We start from the raw sequence: 18,506 nt of genomic DNA on the forward strand, positions 1-18,506 counted from the left end.
AATCGCTTGAAGGTCCTTAATAATGCCGCCGGCGCTACCCAGCCGCCTGCGATCACCAACCCACAACGCTCTGCCGCTCTCAATCGTCTCTGCTACCTCCTATGCGGATTTGCTTTGCTGTTTCCGCTTGCGGCCTCAGCCGAGACCAAGCGGGACGGCAAAGGAGAGATGCCACGTGCGGCACCCGGCAGCACCACGGGCACGCTCAATATTACCTCGTCACAGGGAAAGACGGTGCATTTGAGCGCACCGGCGGCGACCATTTTTGTCGCCGACCCTGCAATTGCCGATTATCAAGCTCCGTCGAGCAGTACAATTTTCGTGTTCGGCAAAAAGTCCGGGCGGACGAGCCTGTTCGCCCTCAACGAAAACGGCGAGGCTCTTGCCGAGCTGCGTATTGTCGTAACCCAACCACTCGAGGATCTACGGGCCGCGCTCAAGGCCGAGGTCGGCGACTATCCAATTCAGGTCAGCTATACCCCGCGCGGGGCGATCCTTAGCGGTATAGCGCCCAATGCCGATGTCGTTGAGGCTGCGAGGAAGGTCACTGAGCAATTTGTTGGCGCGGGCGCCCCGGTCGTCAACAAGATCCAGGTCGCCGGCTCACTGCAGGTAAATCTCAGCGTGCGCGTAGCAGAAGTCTCCCGCACCGCCGTCAAGGATCTCAACATCAACTTCACCGCCTCGGGCCCAAACGGCGCTTTCCTTGCCACCGGCAAACCGGGAGGGTCCGGCAGGGCTGGCGGCGGCGGCACGATTGGGATCGGGTTTAGCACCGGCAATATCAACCTCAGCGCTGTTCTCGACGCTCTCGCCAGTGAGCACCTCGCCTCAATCCTGGCTGAGCCGAACCTGACGGCAATGTCCGGCGAAGCCGCAAGCTTCCTCGCCGGCGGCGAGTTTCCGATCCCAGTCATGCAGGACAACAGGCAGGTTTCGGTCCAATTCCGGCAGTTCGGCGTGAGCTTGGAATTCGTCCCGACAGTGCTCAGCAACAACCAGATCATTGTCCGTGTGAAGCCCGAAGTCAGCGAACTATCGACCGAAGGCGAAGTCAAGATCAATGGTATGGCGGTTCCTGCCCTCTCGACGCGGCGGGCGAGCACCGTGGTCGAGCTCGCCAGCGGCCAGAGCTTTGCAATCGGCGGCCTCATCAGGCGCAACTTCAACACTGATATCGGCGAGTTTCCCTGGCTCGGCGACGTACCGATCCTTGGTGCGCTTTTTCGCTCTTCATCGTTTCAAAAACGCGAAACCGAGCTAGTTATCGTTGTTACACCTTACATCGTACGGCCGGGATCAAATCCAAGCCAGATAAGTATTCCGACCAACCGCATCGCACCGCCATCAGATGCAGGCCGCATCTTGACGAACACGGTGGCACGGCCGCCTCAAGGCCGCGATGCGCCGCGCGCGAGCGCACCGGGACTGACGGGCAACGCCGGCTTTATCATCGAATGAGGATCGACATATGAACATGCGATATTTGTCCCATTCGATTGTCCTTGCCGCAATATTGGGGGGCTGCGCAAATACTGCGTCGATCCATCCCAATCCTGCCGAACAAGGAGTCCAGGTCGAACAGAAAAAGCGTGTCTTGCTTCTGCAGAGCCTCCATGCCCTCGAAAAGCTTCAGCTGCGTAATTTTATCGCCGACGCAAGTGGTGGCCGGCGGGATGCGCTCCATGTGGATGTCAGCGGCTCCCATAAGCTCATTGCGCAGGTGGCGCACGAAGCACGCGCCATGGGGGTTGTTCCCTCTAACATCCGGCTGTCCGCTTCTCCCCTCAATTTATCGGGCCGTTCCGCCGTCAGGATCGAGGCGATTACGTTTGAAGCGCATCTTCCGAACTGTCCGTCGCTTTTGATCGCAGGACCAGCAGTGGACGACAATTCGTTCGAACCGACTCTTGGTTGCTCGACCAAAAACAACCTGGGAGTGATGGTGAACGATCCGCTCGACCTGGTTGATAATCGGTCTGTCAGCACGGTAAATGGCGATCGCGCCGCCGCTCCTCTTGCTAGTCACTCTACTCTCGCAGCGCGCAACAAGGGCAACGGAGAAGATGGAGCAAGCACGACAGCGCCGGACGCAGCGGGACCAACAACACAGAATGTGCAGCCGCTCCGATAGGCGCTTTAAGCGCTTGTCGGAACCTACTGTGCAGCACCTGGCGCTCAGGCGCACGAGCGATGCTGCAAGGCGCAGAGAAGGCAATTGCGAGCCATCATTTATCCTTTCATTCTACCTTTCCGCTTGGCGATGTCAGGTTTTGGAAAGCAAACGTGAGTAGCGAAATAGCGAGAGAGCGAGCCCTGCGGACTGAACATGGACCGATTCAACACGATCAACCCAGCCGATAAGGCGTCCGCTGCGTCGGATGCCGCCGTGGAACAGCCGGATCAAAAGCATGTGGCGTTTGAGCAGCACCTGGCAGGCGTGCGAGAGGCGGGCCCTGTATATCCGCACGCGGCGCTTCATGATGTCACTGAGGAAGACGATCACCTCATCCAGGCGGCATCGGCCGCTGCTCTCAATGGAGGGCCGCCGCCGAGTGAGACCACCGTCAAAATTTATGATCGTCGGCTTCGCAAATTCGCCGAGGGGCTGAAGAAGTCCGGCAAATCAATTGCTGGGCTCGATGACGATGCCTTACTCGCTAACGCTAGGAAGCTGCTGCCAAACGACAGGGTCATCGCGCCAGCATTGTTAATGATCAGTCGGTACCGCGAGCCCGACGCCAACGCTCGCCCCCTCTCAACACATTATCGTCCTTCCAGGGAAGATGAGGGTCTTATCAGGGATGCCGCCGAGGCAGGTTTTGGTCGACAGATCGGCAGGAAAACGGCCGAGAGCTATGCGAGCGGACTGCGGAAGTTGGCGGTAGCGCTCCGACCCTTGTCCATTGCCGACCTCAGTGATGATAAACTGCTCGGACACGCGGATAGGTTGTTCCCGAAGGACAAGATGCTCATCTCCGCCTTGAATGGCCTTCGGGACTATCGCGCCATTACCCTGCAGACCAATTTAGGCGGAGAAGGAGGCAGTTCGCGCCAGGTCATCCAGCCGTCCACCCCCTCAGCTATGCCGGCCGATGAGCAGCCGATTGGGGACGATGCAGATGAGCGCAGCTCACGGCCGCCGGGGTTCAATGCTCCGCAGGTCTGGCATGGAGTGGGGTTGGCCGTCCATTCGCCTACGGAAAGTGTCGCCCAGGACGTGCTTTTCGATGCTGCAGAAGCCGAGAGCTTCTTGCCGGCGACCATGCTTGGGCCAACGGTCAGTTCAATGGTTCACTCGCCGGTGCAAAGTGTCGATCAGGAGGCGCTTTTCGATGCCGCGGATCGTGCGAACCTTTTGTCGGCGGCGACCTCCAATGCGCCGGTACCTTGGCCAACGATGAGTCCAACCATTCCCTCGCCGGTGCAACGTGTCCCTCGGGACGCGCTTTTCCATGCCGAGGGTCGCGAGAACCTCTTTCGCGCGCTGACCTTCGATGCACTGGTGCCTGGTCCAATGATGAGTTCAATCATCCACTCGCCGGTGCAAAGTGTCCCTCAGGACGCGCTTTTCGATGCAGCGGACCGCGAGAACCTTTTGCCAACGCCGACCTTCGATGCGCTGATGCCTTGGCCAACGATGAGTCCAACCGTTCCCTCGCCAGCGCAGAGTGTTGCTCAAGAAGCGCCTTTCGATGCCCCTGCTTGGCATCCGAGCTTGCGGCAGCCCGATTTCGCCTCTGAAGACCACTCTGGACAGATGATGAACGAAGGCGCTGCGGCGCAGACCACCCTTGAGCAGACGATCGCAGCAGCCGGCGAAGCCTTTGATGCGTCTTTGAGCGTTCCCGAACATTTCTCCCACGGGACTCAGGCCGCGCCGAATATGATGCACAGGCTTCGCCGCTGGGGCCTCTTGCCGGATGCAGCACAGCGGGTAAAGGCCTACGACATTCGAGGTGAGCGCTATATGGCCGTCTTGGGACCGGGAGGGCTCAACGATGTTCAGCTCGTCCATCTGCTGTCGCCCGCTGTCGGCGATACGTTTGATGTTTCTTTCGCCGTTCCCAAGAATTTTTCCCATCGCACCCAGCCGGCCCCCGACGAGATGCTGTCCAAGTTAGGCGAGTGGGACTTCTTGCCTGTTGTGGAACATCCAATCATGAACTTTGAGATCGGCGGCGAACGCTACACGGCCATCTTGGGACCGGAAGGGCCCAAGGACGTTCAGCTCATTCATCACCCTCGGCCCGCTTTGCCGGGCGAAGCTAGGCCTGCGGCACTGAGGACTTCCTCAGATATCTACGGCGGTCTTGCGCCAGGGCTTGATTCGGCGGCTCCGTTCGAATGGAGTAGGGACGCTCCCTCGGCGCTGGCGCCGAACCTTCCTCTGCCGTCTGCCGCACCTGCATCAGGCCATCAGCCAGTCCCGCAAGTGCCTGAACTGGGAGAGTTCTTGGGCGACGGCTGGACGCACGCCTCCCAAGAGGCTTCGCCCGCCGTGATCGACATATTGCAGAATCTAGGCCTTCTGCCGAGCCGGGACGTCCCAATGACCGCTTTTTTTATCCACGGTCAGCTCTACACGGCAGAGAGCCTACCGGGAAGCCGCGTTCTTCTCTTCCATCAGCCACAATTTGGCTGAATGAGGGGCTCGTCGGCACCTCGGACAGCTGCTCAGGCGGACCTAAAACCACGTCTGATCCTCCTTCCGGAGATCTTAGAAGCACGCTTCAACGATGCCGGGCGGTGAGCAAATCCGACCTTTCCAGTGCCACCATGATCTCAAGCAGCTATCGATCAAGTAAGCATTCGGCAGCACCGCACTCTGCAGAGCAAGAGAGGCGCGGTCGAGTAGCTCAGCCATTTGGCTTTCGCCCTCACAGATCCGGGCGGGCGGATTTCCCGCACCCGGCTCTTCCCGAGGGTAACCCGCGTCATATCCGCGCCTGCGCCCAAGTGCGAGTGATGCGTGGAACGGGCAGAGGGAAGCGTGCCGTCAGGGTGTCGAACTCCGACCAGCCCATGCGCCGACTTTTCTGGCTGCGTCGTCTCAGACAACGTAGCCAGATCCGACGCACTTCGCGGTAGAAGCCGTTGAGCGCTGGATAATTGTGCGGCCTGCCATAGTAGCCGTAGTGCCCGCGCAGTGCGGCGGCGAACCGCTCGTGCTGCGTGGCCAGTGGCGCGTGCATGAGCCGCCAGGCGTCCTGGCGCAACGCCGTCAGCTTGCGCGTCAGGCGTTTCCCTTCCGTCTTGTGCTTCACGATGAACCGGCCATCTCGGGTCCGCCCGCAGTAGTGGGTGAAGCCGAGGAAGGCGAAGGTCTCTGGTCGCCGCTCGCCGCGCCGCTGACGCGAGACGGCCGCGAACCGGCCAAACTCGATCAGCCGCGTCTTGCCCTCATGAAGCATCAGGCCAAAGCTGGCCAGCCGCACCTTGAGGGCCAAGAGCATTTCCTGCGCATCTGCCTTGCTCTCGAAGCCCATGACGAAGTCGTCCGCATAGCGCACGGTCACGACGCGACCGCGGGCATGACGACGACGCCATTGGTGGGCCCAGAGATCGAGGATGTAGTGCAGGAAGATGTTGGCAAGGAGCGGGCTGATGGTTCCCTGAACGCAAAAGATAACTTTGCGGTGGGGGAGCGGTCACGGAGCTATTGGCGGCGCCGGGCGCCTTTCCACCGGGAGGGGTGGGTGGGAGGGGGATGGAGTGGCGGATGACGATCTTGTCGTCGCCAACGAGGACTTCCTTCACGAGAAGGCGCAGCACGCGTTGGCGTTCGATTATATCGAGCGCGCCGACGGACGAGCGGAGGCGCTCGAGGAAGCTAGTCACGGATTCAGCGAGACGCAGACAAACCTCCTGCTCCTGCGATTGGTCTTCGATCGCCTGCAGCGCCGACAAGCAAGCCTGTTCGCGGCTACGCAAATCGGGCATGCGACTGCGCAGCTCTTCAAGTGAGAGAAGGCTCTCTTGATAGGCCGTGAGGAGACGCTCGATGCTTTTCCGGGAGCGCGCAAGATCGCGGCGAAGCGTTTCCTCCCGGCGCTGTGTGGGATCGGAGTTGCGCGCCGCCTTGAGCCGGCGCTCAAGTTCGTCTTCGATGAGCTGTCGGTCTTCAAGTAAACGCGCGATCTCTTTCCATACCACCTCGTCCAGCAAATCCTGGCGCGTCGGGCGACTGTCGCAGACCGGCCCGCCGAGCCGGCGCCAGCCATCCGAGCCCAAGCAGCGGTAGTAATGGATGGTTCGAGCGCTCGACCTGGTCGAGGTGCGATAGAGCCCATAGCCGCATTTGGCGCAGCTCAACAATCCTTGCAGGGCGCTCGGCGTGATCGTGCGTCGCGGGGCATGCTTCTTGTTGGCTTCCAAAAGCTCGTTCGCCAATGCGAAGGTCTCTTCGCTGATGATGGTCGGCACAGGGATTTCGATCCACTCTGTGCGAGGAAGCTCATGATTTGCGCTATTGCGAGGAGCGACGCCGCCGCGCAATCGCAACGGCCGCGTCACACGCATGCGCGGCGCGATCCGCGTCTTGCCAAAGCAGGCCGTTCCTTTATACGCGGGATTGCGCAGCATCGCCCAGACCGTCGAGCGCTCCCAGCGGCCTGTTTCTTTGGCTGTCGGAATCTGGCGCTCATTGAGCAGGCGCGTGATGGCGCCGATGCTGTGGCTTTTTGCGGTGTAAAGCTCGTAGACCCAGCGCACGATACCGGCCTGTCGCTCGTCGATCTCATAATAGGCGGCAGAGTGATCGGTCTTGCGCTTGTAGCGATAGCCAAACGGAGCGCCGGAAAGCACGCTCACTTGGCCTTGAAGGGCGCGATGGCGCTTCCCTCGCCGCGACCGTTCCAGGATTTGCGCGCGTTCATATTCGGCGATCATGCCCTGAAACTGCAGCAGCAGCTCGTCTTCCGGCGTCGCTGCCCGTCTCGAGCGAATGAACAAGACTTCGACGCCGGCGCGCGCGAACTCTTCGATAAGAAGGATTTGATGCGCATAGCGCCGGCTCAGCCGATCGGGAGCGTAGACGAGCACGGCTTGGATCCGCCCTTCTGCGGCGAGGTCGCGCAGTCGTTCAAGTCCGGGGCGCAACAAGCTCGCGCCGCTATAGCCGTCGTCTTCGATCACCCATTCCGCCGGCACGTCGCAGTTCTGCTCGCGCGCGAAAGCGATCAGCGCGCTCGTCTGACTGGCGATCGTGTTCTCCTCCTTCTGTTTGTCCGACGACACTCTGGCGTAAATCGCGGCGGTCTTCATCTTCGCCTCCCGTCACATCGGCGCCAGCGCGCGCGAAGCGCACCTGATCTGGAACGAGAATTTCGTAAACCTGTTCAAGTTTGACGGCGACGAGGCGATCGAACGCAAATTCGAGTCGAACGTCGCGTTTTTTTCGCCGCTCAGCCATCTTCGCGGACAGACGCGAGATAAGCGGCCACCGCTCGGCGCATCACCTCGCTTGCCGAAAGCCTGGAAGCCGTCGCATGCGTCTGGAGTTTTTGGGCAAGATCGGCCGGCATCTTCAGGGAGAGCGTCACTGATGGCTGCGGCGCGGGAAGGAGCCGCTCCCTGCTTTTGGCCACTTCGAGATAGCGATAGGCCTGCCGCAGCGACAAGCCGCTTTCGCGCGACAGCACCAAGGCCGCCTCCGCCATGCCGATTTTCTTCGCGAGCAAGCGTCGCGCCGCCCTCAGCCGCTCGGCTTTCTGCGCTTGCGTCGATCGAATCATATGACATAACGGTATTACCTTTTGCGTCTCAAATCAACAACGGCTCTATCACGCCAGCCGACGATGACGCGTTCAAAGCGGAAGTTATCTTTTGCGTTCAGGGAGCCATGCCTGCCCCTTGCGGCGTGCCCCTGTCCGTCTCTCGCTTCTCGCCGCTCTCAAGAACACCGGCCCGCAGCCACAGCTCGAGGAGCCGTAGGATGCGAGGATCGGCGATCCTGTGCGCCACCATCCGCAACAGCCACTCGTGGTCGACCGAGTCGAAGAAGCTGCGTATGTCGGCATCGAGCACCCAGTTCACACGCTGGCTCATGATCGCCGTATGCAAGGCATCAAGCGCCATATGAGGATTCCGCCCCGGCCGGAAGCCGTAGGAGAACCCAAGGAAGTCGGCCTCATAGACGGCGCTCAACACCTCGGCCACCGCGCTTTGGACGATCTTGTCCTCGAGCGCCGGCACACCGAGAGGCCGCTTACCGCCATCGGCTTTGGGGATGTAGACTCGCCGCACCGGCTGTGGCCGGTAGCGACCAGTGTGGACCCGTCCGCAGAGGTCGCGGATGTTATCCGTGAGCCCCTCTTCGTACTTCGCCATCGTTACCCCATCGACCCCCGCGCTGGCCTGCCGCTTTTGTCGTCGAAACGCCCGAAGCAGAGCGTCCTCGTCGATGTGGTGCAGCAAGGCCGTGAACTGGGTTTGGGCAGCCCGCTTGGCCGCCGCGTTCACCCGATCGAGGTTCGGCGGCAAGGCAACCCGGCTCTGTGTCCGGACCCTGGCCTTCTCGCGCGGGCTCCCCTCGGGCTGGCCCCTTCCCTCCATACGTCTCGTTTCCTTCGACGACTTCACAGGTACTATGGACCAGTCCGACTCCCGACCTCAGCTCGGACCGCGGCTCTGGCAGTGCCTCGCCGCTGTCCCCCACTGGAGACCAATCCAGTGGACCCGATCGGGCCTCTCATGTTCCGATGATTGCCTTCCATGCGTGATGCGGCCATCGACCCCGACGGAGCGGCATCGTCTCGCATAACGACGATGCTCATGCTGCCTTCGTGACTAGGGAACACACTCGGCCTCCGGCTGATGGCGCTGGTGGTCGAAGGCATGACCGGCGCGGCATGTGCAGTGAGATCGGCGACAACGTGAAGGCCTTCCTCAACCGCCCGCTCTAGGGCGATCGGCCCTATCTGTGGATCGGCCACGTACGTGAAGCTGCGTCAGCAGGGGCGCATCGTCTCGGTCGCGGTGACCATCGCGTCGAGTTAACAGCGACGGCCGGCGTGAGGCGCTCGGCATTGACGTCGGCCCATCCGAAGCCGAGACGTTCTGGGCCGCGCTCCTGCGCAAGCTCGTCCGCCGCGGCCTGCGGGGCTACGGGCTCGTCGTCTCCGATACTCATGAGGGATCACGGCCACGGTCGGCGAAGTTCTCAACGCCACTAGCGCTGCCGCGTCCACTTCATGCGCAATGCGCTGGCACGTGCCGGCAAGAGCGCACGGCGCCTCGTCTCCGCCTTCATCGCCACGGTGTGCGCCCAGGACGATGCCGAGGACGCGCGGGCGTAATGGCGCTGCGTCGCCGACCAGCTCCGCTCCCCTGCCAAAGCGCGGCGCCTTCCTTGCAGCGCCGGATCCGCTACTGACGGGCAATGCACGGCGGCGGGCAGGAACTCATCTTCCGTCAGACCTCCGGCTCTTGCGATTGATTTGATACGCAAGCGGCTGACCGCTGGCGTTGTCACGTGACGATCTCCTTCATCCCGCTAATCCCGAATCTTTTTCGATTCGCCTGTGCGATGTAGTGCGCGGGCTTCTTCGCCATGTTTCTGAACTTGGCCACTCTAGAATCAGAAATGCCGTCAGTTGCGAGTTCCTTGCGTGCAATGAAAATTCACATCGAAGCCCGTAGCACGAGTAAGTACGCGGCAACGGGCGGTGCTCCCGCCGCTCTTCGTAAATATGAATGTGCATCACGTCTTCGACCTCTGGACCCACGAGTGGAGAAGCAGCGGCAGCTATGCCGGCGGCAGTCTTATGGGCTTCGAAATAAAACCGAGGTCCTACGCCTTCTCGACGCCCTGCGTGAGCGAATAGCGGAGTTCGGTCTTTCGCTAAATGAGGAGAAGACCCGGATTCTGAATTTGGACGGTACGCGGCCGAGCGCCTCTCGCGCCGGGGCAACGCCGCCCGAAGACGTTCGACTTCCTCGGGTTCACGCACATCTGCGCGGTGCACCCAACGAAATCCGCACTTCACAATGCGGATTTCACGGATCGTGAGCATCGATTTCGCGCGATCGTGAGCACTGAATTCAGACGATCGTGAGCAGCCCGCTACGGCCGATGGGAGATAGAGTCAGTGTTCTGGTTGGCCGTCAAGGGTGATGGTTTTGGCGCTGCGTTTTCGCATGCTTTCTCCGGTGAGCTGGAGGCGGTGGGCGTTGTGGACGAGGCGATCGAGAATGGCGTCGGCGACCGTGGGGTCCCCAATGGCTCCATGCCAGGTGTCCACGGGAGCTGACTTGTGACGATGGTGGATGCGCGGCCATGTCGGTCCTCGAGGATTTCGAGCAGATCGCGGCGTTCCGCGGCGGTGAGCACCGATAGTCCCCAATCATCCAAAATCAGAAGCTGAGCGCGGCCGAGGCTTTTGAGGAGCCGGGCGTAGCGTCCGTCTCCGCGCGCGAGCGCGAGCGCCTCGAACAGCCTTGGAACGCGATGATAGAGGACTGATCGGTTGTCGCGGCAGGCCTTGTGGCCGAGCGCGCAGGCTAACCAACTTTTGCCCAGGCCGGTTGCCCCGGTGACGAGCAAATTCTCGTGGCGATCGATCCAGCGACCTTCGACGAGTTTGGCGAAAACGGCGCGGTCGATGCCCCGCGGGGTGCGCAGATCGACGTCCTCGACGCAAGCAGTCTGGCGCAGTGCGGCGATCTTGAGGCGCGTGGTGAGCCGCCTGGTGTCGCGTTCGGCGGCTTCGCGGTCGACCAACAGGCCGATGCGATCTTCGAACGGCAGGGCTTCGAGATCGGGCGATCGGCGCTGCTCCTCGAAGGCCTTGGCCATTCCGGTCAGTCGGCGCCGTAGCTTTTGACGAGCGCCAGAATGCCAAGGCAGGTTCGAAAGCCTTGTTCTGGATGGGGCCGGGCGTCGATCACGGCCTGGAAAAACGCTGCTGTCGAAGGACCGATCCGCTCGCCGGCGGCGATCACCGCGGCGGGGGTCCATTTGCCGTAGCGGCGATGGGCGCTGGGCATGTGGTCGGCGATGGTGGTGTGTCCGCGTCGGTTGGGCGCGCGGGCATGGCTGGCGATCCGCTGGCCCTTGTGGAAGATCTCGACCGTCCGATCGTCGATACGGGCATCGACCAGCTCGCCAATCAGACGATACGGCGCGGAGTACCAATGGCCGTCGACCTCGACATGATAATCGGGAGCGAGGCGGCAGCGCTTCCAGCGTGCGAAGGCATAAGGCTGATCTGGCAGCGGGGTTAGCTTGGGTTTGTCGAGTTCGGCAAACAGTTCGGCGCGGCTTGAGCCGAAGCCACGCATTTGACGAGCATTGAGTTCGTCGACGAGTGTCTTGATGGCGGCGTTGAGCTCGGCCCGGGAAAAGAAGCGCTGATTGCGCAGCCGGGCCAGAATCCAGCGCTGGGCGATTTGCACCGCGACCTCGACCTTCGCCTTGTCTTTTGGGCGCCGCGGCCGTGCGGCGAGAATGGCCGTGCCGTAATGGCTCGCCATCTCGGCATAAGTGCGATTGAGGCCGGGATCGTAGCGGTCGGGGTTGCTGACGGCGGCTTTGAGGTTGTCGCAGACCACGAACGTCGGCGTTCCGCTCAAAAACGTGAACAAGTTGACGTGGGCCCGGATCCAGTCGGCCAAGCTCTCGCTGGGGCAGGCCTCGGCGTAGGTGTAGTTCGAAGCGCCCATCGCCGCGACGAACAGCTTCATCGGCTGCACTTCCCCGGTCAGGGGATCGACGATGTCGATGGTGTCGCCGGCGAAATCCACGAACACCTTCTCGCCGCCCAGATGAATCTGCCGCATCGAAGGTCGGACCCGCCCCTTCCAGGCCTCGTAGGTAGTGCAGAACCACGTGTACCCGAAACCGTCGGGATTAACGGCGCGATACTCCTCCCAGAGCAGGCGACGGGTTACGTTGCGCCGGCGGAGCTCTTTATCGATGTAGCTCCAGTCGGGCACCGGCCGCTGCGGGCTCTGAGACGCTGGTCGTGGGGCCGGGAAAAGCAAAAGCTCCAGGTCTTCATCGGTCATTCCCTCCGGAAGCGGCCAGCTCAACCCAGCAGAGCGGGCGCGGCTCAGGTAGCTGTGCACAACGCCGTTGCTGACGCCCACGCTCCGCGCGATGGCCCGCTCTGGCAGGCCTTGAAAATGTTTTAACCGAAGGACTTCCTTGATCCGGCGCATCGACAATCTCTGGGTAGGCATTGGACTTCCTCGTTAACCACGAGGTCATCCCTAAGCCGGTTGAGTTGTCGGCCGAAGCGCTGCAAGGCTCCGAAAGCCTTGCTCACGATCCTGCGAAATCGTTGCTCACGATCCCCTGAAATCCGCGCTCACGATCCCGCGAAACGCGCATCACAATCCGACGGGTGACAATCGACTCCCGCAATGCCAGGATGGCACGATACGACACGGCGTAACGAACCGCCGCCAGGCGTTCATCGTTGATACCGGCGCGTGGCTCCGCCGCGTGTTGCAGGGATACCTGAACTACGACACCATTCACGGGACTCTGATACGGGCTCGGGCCTTGGCCCGGTGCGATGCTTACGCGCTGGCCCGCCGAGCGACCACAGCGCGTTCTGCAGACCCTCGGCCAGGGCGACGAAGCTCTCGCCCCAGGACTGGTAGTCGCCTCACGTGTCTCGGCGATCAGCTTCGGATGTTGTCCGTGAACAAGCCTCCAAGCACTTGATTGAGAGTCTGTTTTCCGGTTGCGGCGGCATTTGAGATTGCAGGGGATTGGGGCTTCACAGCAAAAACCTGCAATTTCGATTTTGGATTTCCCTGCCGCTGCGAACCGTGATTCTGTGCTGCATCGGAGGGACCGATGCGACCAAAGAAGCACAGGACGACAGGCTCGAACGATCTGTTCCGGTCCCGGCTGGACCAGATCATCAACATGCGACACGAGCTGGTTCTGCTCGCCGGCAGGGTCGATTGGGACTGGATCGACGGCGAGATCGCGCCGCTCTACAGCGACAACGGCAGGCCGGGTATCGCGACCCGCTTCATGATCGGATTGCTGCTGCTCAAGCACATCTACGAGGGGGTGTGCGAGCGCTGGGTCCACGATCCGTACTTCCAGTTCTTCACCGGCGAAGAGTTTTTCCAGCACGTTTTCCCGCATGAGCGCTCAGACCTGAGCCACTGGCGCAAGCGGCTCGGCGACAAGCTGGAGCGGTTGTTGGCCGAGAGCCTTCGCGTGGCGCACGCGAGCGGTGCGTTGCGCAGCCAGGACCTCAAGCGGGTCACGGTCGACACGACCGTCCAACCGAAGGCCATCAGCTTCCCGACCGACGCCAAGCTGCTGTATAGCGCGACGATCTGGGTCGGAAGAGCGCGGCGATCAGGATGGCGAGTCAGTGTCGCGGCGCGATGATGATCGCCGCGATGATTGTCGCGCGCAAGAGTTTTGTTTGCTTTGATTGTCGCGGAGCGTCAATCAAGCGAGCGTTTTTTGTGTCGCGTGCTCCGGTGGCCGCCCTGGACCACGCTTTCGCTCGAGGGCAGTCCGCCTGCGATAGCTCTCGACGTTCATCTCGACGATGGTGGCGTGGTGAACAAGGCGATCGATCGCCGCGAGGGTCATAGCTGGGTCCGGAAAGACCTTGTTCCATTCTCCAAAGGGCTGATTGGCGGTGATCAGCAAAGAGCGTCGCTCGTAGCGTGCGCTGATGAGCTCGAACAGCACACTGGTCTCGGCCTGGTCCTTGGTGACATAGGCAAGATCGTCCAAGATGACGAGATCGAAGCGATCGAGGCGGTTGATGGCGCCCTCGAGGTTGAGCTCGCGGCGAGCCACCTGGAGCTTCTGCACGAGATCGGTGGTGCGGGTGAACAGGACGCGCCATCCGTTCTCGATGAGGGCCAAGCCGATTGCTGCCGCCAAGTGGCTCTTGCCTCCACCGGGCGGACCAAACAGCAGCAGATTGGCGCCCTTGCCGAGCCAGCCGTCGCCGGCGGCGAGTGCGGTCATTTGCGCCTTGGAGATCATCGGCACGGCCTCGAAGTCGAAGCTGTCAAAGGTCTTTCCGGTAGGCAGCCGCGCCTCGACGAGATGGCGCTCGATGCGGCGGCGGCCGCGCTCAGCGATCTCGTGCTCGGCAATGGTGGCGAGGAAGCGCGCCGCCGGCCAGCCTTCTTTATCGGATTGCTCGGCAAATTGCGGCCACAGCGCCTTGATGGCGGGCAGCCGCAGCTCGTTGAGCAACAGATTGAGGCGCGCGGTGTCGACTACGTTGGTTGTGCTCATGCGGCGCCTCCGATCTCGGCGGTACCGATGAGGCATTCATAGGTGGCGAGCGGTGCGAGGCGTACCACGACGTTCGGCACCTGGGCGGGATCCGGGGCGAAGTGAGTACGTAGCCGGTTGAGGTCGGGCAGCCGGCCGTCGTTCAGGTCAGCCGTGAGCTGATTGGCGAGTTCGGCCTCGCAACCGCGCTCATGGGCGAGTGCGAGGAGATCGACCATGATCCGGCAGGCCTTCTTGTCCGGTAAGCGTTTGCGCAAGACGTCGAAGGCTCGGCGGTAAGCTTCCCGGGGGAACAGCTGGTCGCGGTAGACCAGGTTGAGGAGCGCCATCGGCTTGCGCCGCAAGGAATGGATCACGTGCCGATAATCGACGACCTGATCGTGCTTGCCATTGGGATGCGGCCGCCCGCGCGGCAAGGTGAGGAGATGCGTGCCGCCGACAAACACGTCGAGGTGATCGTCATACAGGCGCACCCGCAGCCGATGGCCGATCAAGCGCGACGGCACCGTGTAGAACACCTTGCGCAAGGTGAAGCCGCCGGACGACGTCACGTGGACGATCACCTCTTCATAGTCCGACGTGCGGCGGTCCGGCAGATCCTGAAGTGCGCTACGTTCACTGTCGATCCGCTTGGCGTTGCGGGCATTGCGGCGGCTGGCGATCTCATCGATGAAGCCACGATAGGCAGCTAGATCGTCGAAGTCGGCGGTGCCACGCAGCAACAGCGCGTCGCCGATCGCTCGCTTGAGATGACCATGCGAACTCTCGATCGCCCCGTTCTCGTGGGCGATGCCACGATTGTTGCGGGAAGGCCGCATGCCGTAATGGGCACAGAGGTCTTCGTATCGCCGCGTCAGATCGTCTTTGGCGTCGCGGTCGAGATTGCAAAAGGCGGCCGACAGGCTGTCGGTGCGATGCTCCCGTGGCGCCCCACCGAGTGACCACAAGGCATTCTGCAGGCCTTCGGCCAGAGCGACGAAGCTCTCACCGCCGAGCACGACATGGGCGTGCTCAAACCCGGAATAGGCCAGCCGGAAGTGATAGAGACGATGGTCGAGCGGTACGCCCGCGATCGTGACACCCAATTCGCCCATGTCGGTGAAGTCGGACAGGCCGCGCTGACCGGGTTCGTGGGTCTGGCGGAAGATGACCTCCTGCTCCTCGCCGTGGATCGCCCGCCAGGCCCGGATCCGGCGCTCCAGCGTGCGACGGATGCCGGCGCCGAGCTCGGGATGGCGTCGGAGCAACTCCTCGAAGATCGTGACCGGCCGCACACCGGGGGCGGCCTTCAGCATCGGCGCGATCTCTGTCTCAAATACGCGGGCCAAGGGATCTGGCCGGCGACGGCCGCGGGGAGCCTTCTTCTGCGACGGAAGGCGTCGATCCTTCTCGATCCGGTAAGCGGTCGAGGTGCTGAACGAAGCCTTGGCGGCGGCCACGGGTGGGCTATCGGTCTGACGGTACTTCATGTAGAGCCTCATTTGGTGATCGGTAATGTGTCGGCCTGGCACGCGAGTGATTCCTCTTGGCGGAAGAACCACTTGCATAACCAGCCGGCCGCGATCACCAGTCGGCGCGGTCCGCTGTGGATCGCGCCGACGCCGGGCTCGTAACTCCGGTCGGGCTACGCCCTCCCTGCGTCACGAGCCCGGCGTAGCCCTCTCATCATGGTCGACGCTCCACTTCCATCCTGTTCGCCGCGCGGCACTGCTGCATGCAGCGATCCGCGGGTTGAACCGCCTGGCGAGGAAGCACGGGGTCAGGCTCCGGCAATCCTATGTTCGCGTGGCCAAAAGCGCGGCGATGATGGCGGGCCGCTACGCTCATGCCAAACAATTCAACCGGCATCAGCGACAGCTGCGCATCCTGCGCAGCCGGCTGGGCCGGATCATCCGCGACATTCGCCGCAAGACCGAGGGCCAGGCCGCATTGGAGGGGGCATTCGCCCTGCCGCTGAGCCGAGCCACCCAGATCGGCTCGCAGCAGCAGCGCCAGCGCGGCTGGAAGTTGTATTCCTTCCATGCTCCGGAGGTCGAGTGCATCGGCAAGGGCAAGGCCGCCGCGCCCTATGAGTTCTGCGTGAAGGCCTCCATCGTCACCAACAACCAAAGAGCTCCGGGCGGCTTGTTCGTGCTCCACGCCTGCTCGCTGCCGGACAACCCCTACGACGGTCACACCCTTCGCAACGTCATCGAGCGCACCGAGAGCCTCACCGGCTGCCCGATCGAACGGGCCTATGTCGACAAGGGATATCGCGGCCACGACACACAAAATCCCCGCCGCGTCTTCATCTCGGGCCAGAAGCGCGGCGTCTTCGGCGTCATCAAGCGCGAGCTAGGCCGCCGTTCCGCCATCGAGCCCATCATCGGACACATGAAGAACGAAGGTCACCTTGGCCGCTGCTATCTCAAAGGCCGCGCCGGAGATGCCGCTAACGTTCTCCTCTCGGCCGTTGGCCACAACCTCCGCCGTGTCCTGGCTTGGCTCAGAGACCTTTTGTCCCTCTTCCTGCTCTCACTCTGGCCAACGCTCAACTGTCCAGTTCAGCCCAATTCGGCTTATTAACGATCGACTCGGATCGCAGGCAGCGCGGGCGACTCGCCGCCTTGGCTGACTTCAATCGGGAGCTAGTTCAGTTTCTGCGGAAAAAAATCTCGTGTTCCGAGCCTGGCGGCCCGATACCGGCTGTTTAGTTCACGTCCCCGAGAGTAAGACTTTTATTTGGCTCAGATCCGGATGGGGCAGAAGCTTGTGCAAACCCATTCGCAACTTGAGGTCTTCCGGCGCCCACGGATCTCCCTGCTGCCAGCTCGGGGGCACATAAAGAGACAAACTTGGCAGCGGCTGGTTGCGCCGCACTTGCGGCGCATAAGGCGAGGATGTTGAGTTGAAGCCGTCCATGTTCCACCCCCTGAACGCTTAAAGCCGACTACAGAAGGTCAGCGACAGGAAACAGCGCGGGCGCGGCCTGGCGCCTACCGACCTGGGGGGCTGGATAAAGGCACTATCCCTGCCGCTCCGCGCTGCCGTTGAGTTTAGCGGAAAGCGTGACTCGGCGCTGACCGTTCTGGATAGATAGCGCTGTCCCTGCCACGTCCCGTTAACCACAACGGCTCTGTATCCGGGCTGGCTTACTGAAAGCTGACGAGACCCGGCAATTCCCAAAACGAAAGCGGCCCGTGTGGGCAAGTTGCAGTCAAGCGTGAGAACGACGTTCCGGCGGCACGCTTGGTACCACGTCAGCCTGAGCATTCGCCAGCTAGCAGCTCCGGTGTCCAGCGCCCGGCCTGCCGGAGGGCCGCAGGCGGTGGCCACCAGAAGGGCCTCTTCCTTGTCGTTGAGTTCGCGCTCTGCCCGGTAGGCGGCTCTTCGCTCTGGTTCTCCGCCAGGTTGCCTTCGACAAAAACGTCGAAGGGTGGGAGACCGCCAAGTGGCCGACGCCCAGGCTTGTGGCGATCACGTCATCACTCATCCCGGCATCGGCCGCCAACCGGATCTGCGCCCCCTTGAGCGGACAGCGGTTGCCTGCCTCCGCCTAAGAAAAGCTCTATTCGACAAAAAGAGAGGTATCTATGGCAAACGAATCTTAGATAACTCGCGGCATCTTGAGTTCAGAGCAATCGTGGGATTTGGCGGGTGAGCTGAAGCCACTAAAGCGACCCACACCCTCGTCAGTGGGCGACATATGCCCTCGGCTCTGGAGGAAGTAGCTGCGATCGGGCTCTTATCGCAAGCTCAGTGAAGCGCCTGCCTTCCCGCGGGTGATGGCTGTGGCTTGAGATGATCCAATATCTTCGAGCCGGCGCTGAACGACCTCGACCAGAATTTCTCCAGAAAATCCAGGTGACACCGCAACAGCTCCGAGGAAGTTTTGGAGTCCGCGATATCCTTCAGAAAGGTGGCCTGATCGTGCAGGGAGGAAGCCGCCAAACCTAGTCCGTCCTTCAGGGCCGCAGCGAACAGGTTGCTTGTCGCTTCAATCGAGCTCTGCCATTCCCGAAAAGTAAATGGAATAGGCGATGCGGCTGTCGTAGATTTCCCAGCGCCATCGGCGGAAGCGCCAGATATCAGAGCCGGGTCGTGCCCGACATGTGGCCGCCGCTCGCGTTTCTCGTCTTCGCTTGCATTCGGTGCCATTCGAGATCTCCTAGCTTGAAGGGCTTATAACGTACTAAGTTGTTCGCCGCTCATTTCGATCATCCCCTACAAGGTACCACAATTGCCAACACGCGATACCTACCTCATTTGGTAACGTGGCAGCAAAGGAGGCAGT

General features: G+C 61.7%; 10 protein-coding genes and 6 pseudogenes. 6 read left to right on the plus strand and 10 right to left on the minus strand.

All coding sequences use genetic code 11. From position 1 onward, the window contains the following. Positions 1 to 6: 6 nt before the first annotated feature. The 3 genes from AB5K84_RS38135 (at position 7) to AB5K84_RS38145 (ending at position 4,645) form a co-directional block, all read left to right on the plus strand. Positions 7 to 1,461, plus strand: coding sequence for a type II and III secretion system protein family protein (locus tag AB5K84_RS38135; RefSeq protein WP_018647881.1), 1,455 nt, complete (start codon positions 7 to 9; stop codon positions 1,459 to 1,461). A 10-nt stretch (positions 1,462 to 1,471) separates the two neighbouring features. After that, on the plus strand, positions 1,472 to 2,134 hold the full coding sequence (locus AB5K84_RS38140) for a CpaD family pilus assembly lipoprotein (RefSeq protein ID WP_011084647.1): 663 nt from the start codon (positions 1,472 to 1,474) through the stop codon (positions 2,132 to 2,134). Positions 2,135 to 2,329: 195 nt separating this feature from the next. Beyond that, positions 2,330 to 4,645 carry a hypothetical protein gene (locus AB5K84_RS38145; RefSeq protein WP_011084646.1) on the plus strand — a complete coding sequence of 772 codons (2,316 nt, stop codon included), beginning with the start codon at positions 2,330 to 2,332 and terminating at the stop codon, positions 4,643 to 4,645. 292 nt (positions 4,646 to 4,937) lie between these two features. Here AB5K84_RS38145 and AB5K84_RS38150 read toward each other — a convergent pair whose 3' ends face one another. The 4 genes and pseudogenes from AB5K84_RS38150 to AB5K84_RS38165 form a co-directional block, all read right to left on the minus strand. After that, on the minus strand, positions 4,938 to 5,630 hold the full coding sequence (locus AB5K84_RS38150; RefSeq protein WP_310473517.1) for a reverse transcriptase domain-containing protein: 693 nt from the start codon (positions 5,628 to 5,630) through the stop codon (positions 4,938 to 4,940). 520 nt (positions 5,631 to 6,150) lie between these two features. Further along, a pseudogene (locus AB5K84_RS38155) lies at positions 6,151 to 7,266 on the minus strand (recombinase family protein); the annotation flags it as partial. A gap of 140 nt (positions 7,267 to 7,406) precedes the next feature. Then, positions 7,407 to 7,682, minus strand: coding sequence for a ribbon-helix-helix protein, CopG family (locus AB5K84_RS38160; RefSeq protein ID WP_231088522.1), 276 nt, complete (start codon positions 7,680 to 7,682; stop codon positions 7,407 to 7,409). A 151-nt stretch (positions 7,683 to 7,833) separates the two neighbouring features. Further along, positions 7,834 to 8,484 (minus strand): reverse transcriptase domain-containing protein, encoded by a 651-nt coding sequence (locus AB5K84_RS38165; RefSeq protein ID WP_236842182.1) that lies wholly within the window; start codon positions 8,482 to 8,484, stop codon positions 7,834 to 7,836. A gap of 371 nt (positions 8,485 to 8,855) precedes the next feature. Between AB5K84_RS38165 and AB5K84_RS38170 the strand changes: the two are divergent. Then, positions 8,856 to 9,296: pseudogene (locus AB5K84_RS38170) on the plus strand (transposase); the annotation flags it as partial. Between the two features lie 792 nt (positions 9,297 to 10,088). On the opposite strand, the pseudogene istB (AB5K84_RS38175) reads toward AB5K84_RS38170, so the two are convergent. Next, positions 10,089 to 10,798: pseudogene (gene istB / locus AB5K84_RS38175) on the minus strand (IS21-like element ISFK1 family helper ATPase IstB). Between the two features lie 8 nt (positions 10,799 to 10,806). After that, positions 10,807 to 12,183: pseudogene (istA, locus tag AB5K84_RS38180) on the minus strand (IS21-like element ISFK1 family transposase); the annotation flags it as partial. A gap of 625 nt (positions 12,184 to 12,808) precedes the next feature. On the opposite strand from istA (AB5K84_RS38180), the pseudogene AB5K84_RS38185 reads away from it, so the two are divergent. After that, positions 12,809 to 13,342, plus strand: a pseudogene (locus AB5K84_RS38185) (transposase); the annotation flags it as partial. 81 nt (positions 13,343 to 13,423) lie between these two features. Here AB5K84_RS38185 and istB (AB5K84_RS38190) read toward each other — a convergent pair. After that, positions 13,424 to 14,233: an IS21-like element ISBj11 family helper ATPase IstB gene (gene istB / locus AB5K84_RS38190; RefSeq protein ID WP_018270204.1), complete on the minus strand. Its 810-nt coding sequence runs from the start codon at positions 14,231 to 14,233 to the stop codon at positions 13,424 to 13,426. Then, a complete protein-coding gene (istA, locus tag AB5K84_RS38195; protein ID WP_038973741.1) occupies positions 14,230 to 15,744 on the minus strand; it encodes an IS21-like element ISBj11 family transposase in 1,515 nt (504 codons plus the stop codon). Before istA (AB5K84_RS38195) ends, istB (AB5K84_RS38190) begins: the two co-directional genes overlap by 4 nt. 190 nt (positions 15,745 to 15,934) lie before the next feature. Between istA (AB5K84_RS38195) and AB5K84_RS38200 the strand changes: the two are divergent. After that, a pseudogene (locus tag AB5K84_RS38200) lies at positions 15,935 to 16,798 on the plus strand (IS5-like element ISBj2_B family transposase); the annotation flags it as partial. A gap of 129 nt (positions 16,799 to 16,927) precedes the next feature. Here AB5K84_RS38200 and AB5K84_RS38205 read toward each other — a convergent pair. Together AB5K84_RS38205 and AB5K84_RS38210 are read right to left on the minus strand one after the other, a co-directional pair. Further along, positions 16,928 to 17,134 carry a hypothetical protein gene (locus AB5K84_RS38205; protein WP_011084638.1) on the minus strand — a complete coding sequence of 69 codons (207 nt, stop codon included), beginning with the start codon at positions 17,132 to 17,134 and terminating at the stop codon, positions 16,928 to 16,930. Between the two features lie 834 nt (positions 17,135 to 17,968). Then, positions 17,969 to 18,370, minus strand: a complete 402-nt coding sequence (locus AB5K84_RS38210; RefSeq protein ID WP_011084637.1) for a hypothetical protein — start codon at positions 18,368 to 18,370, stop codon at positions 17,969 to 17,971. Between the last annotated feature and the right edge of the window lie 136 nt (positions 18,371 to 18,506).

It is taken from the genome of Bradyrhizobium sp. 1200_D9_N1_1 (genome assembly GCF_052075915.1).
GTDB lineage: Bacteria > Pseudomonadota > Alphaproteobacteria > Rhizobiales > Xanthobacteraceae > Bradyrhizobium > Bradyrhizobium diazoefficiens.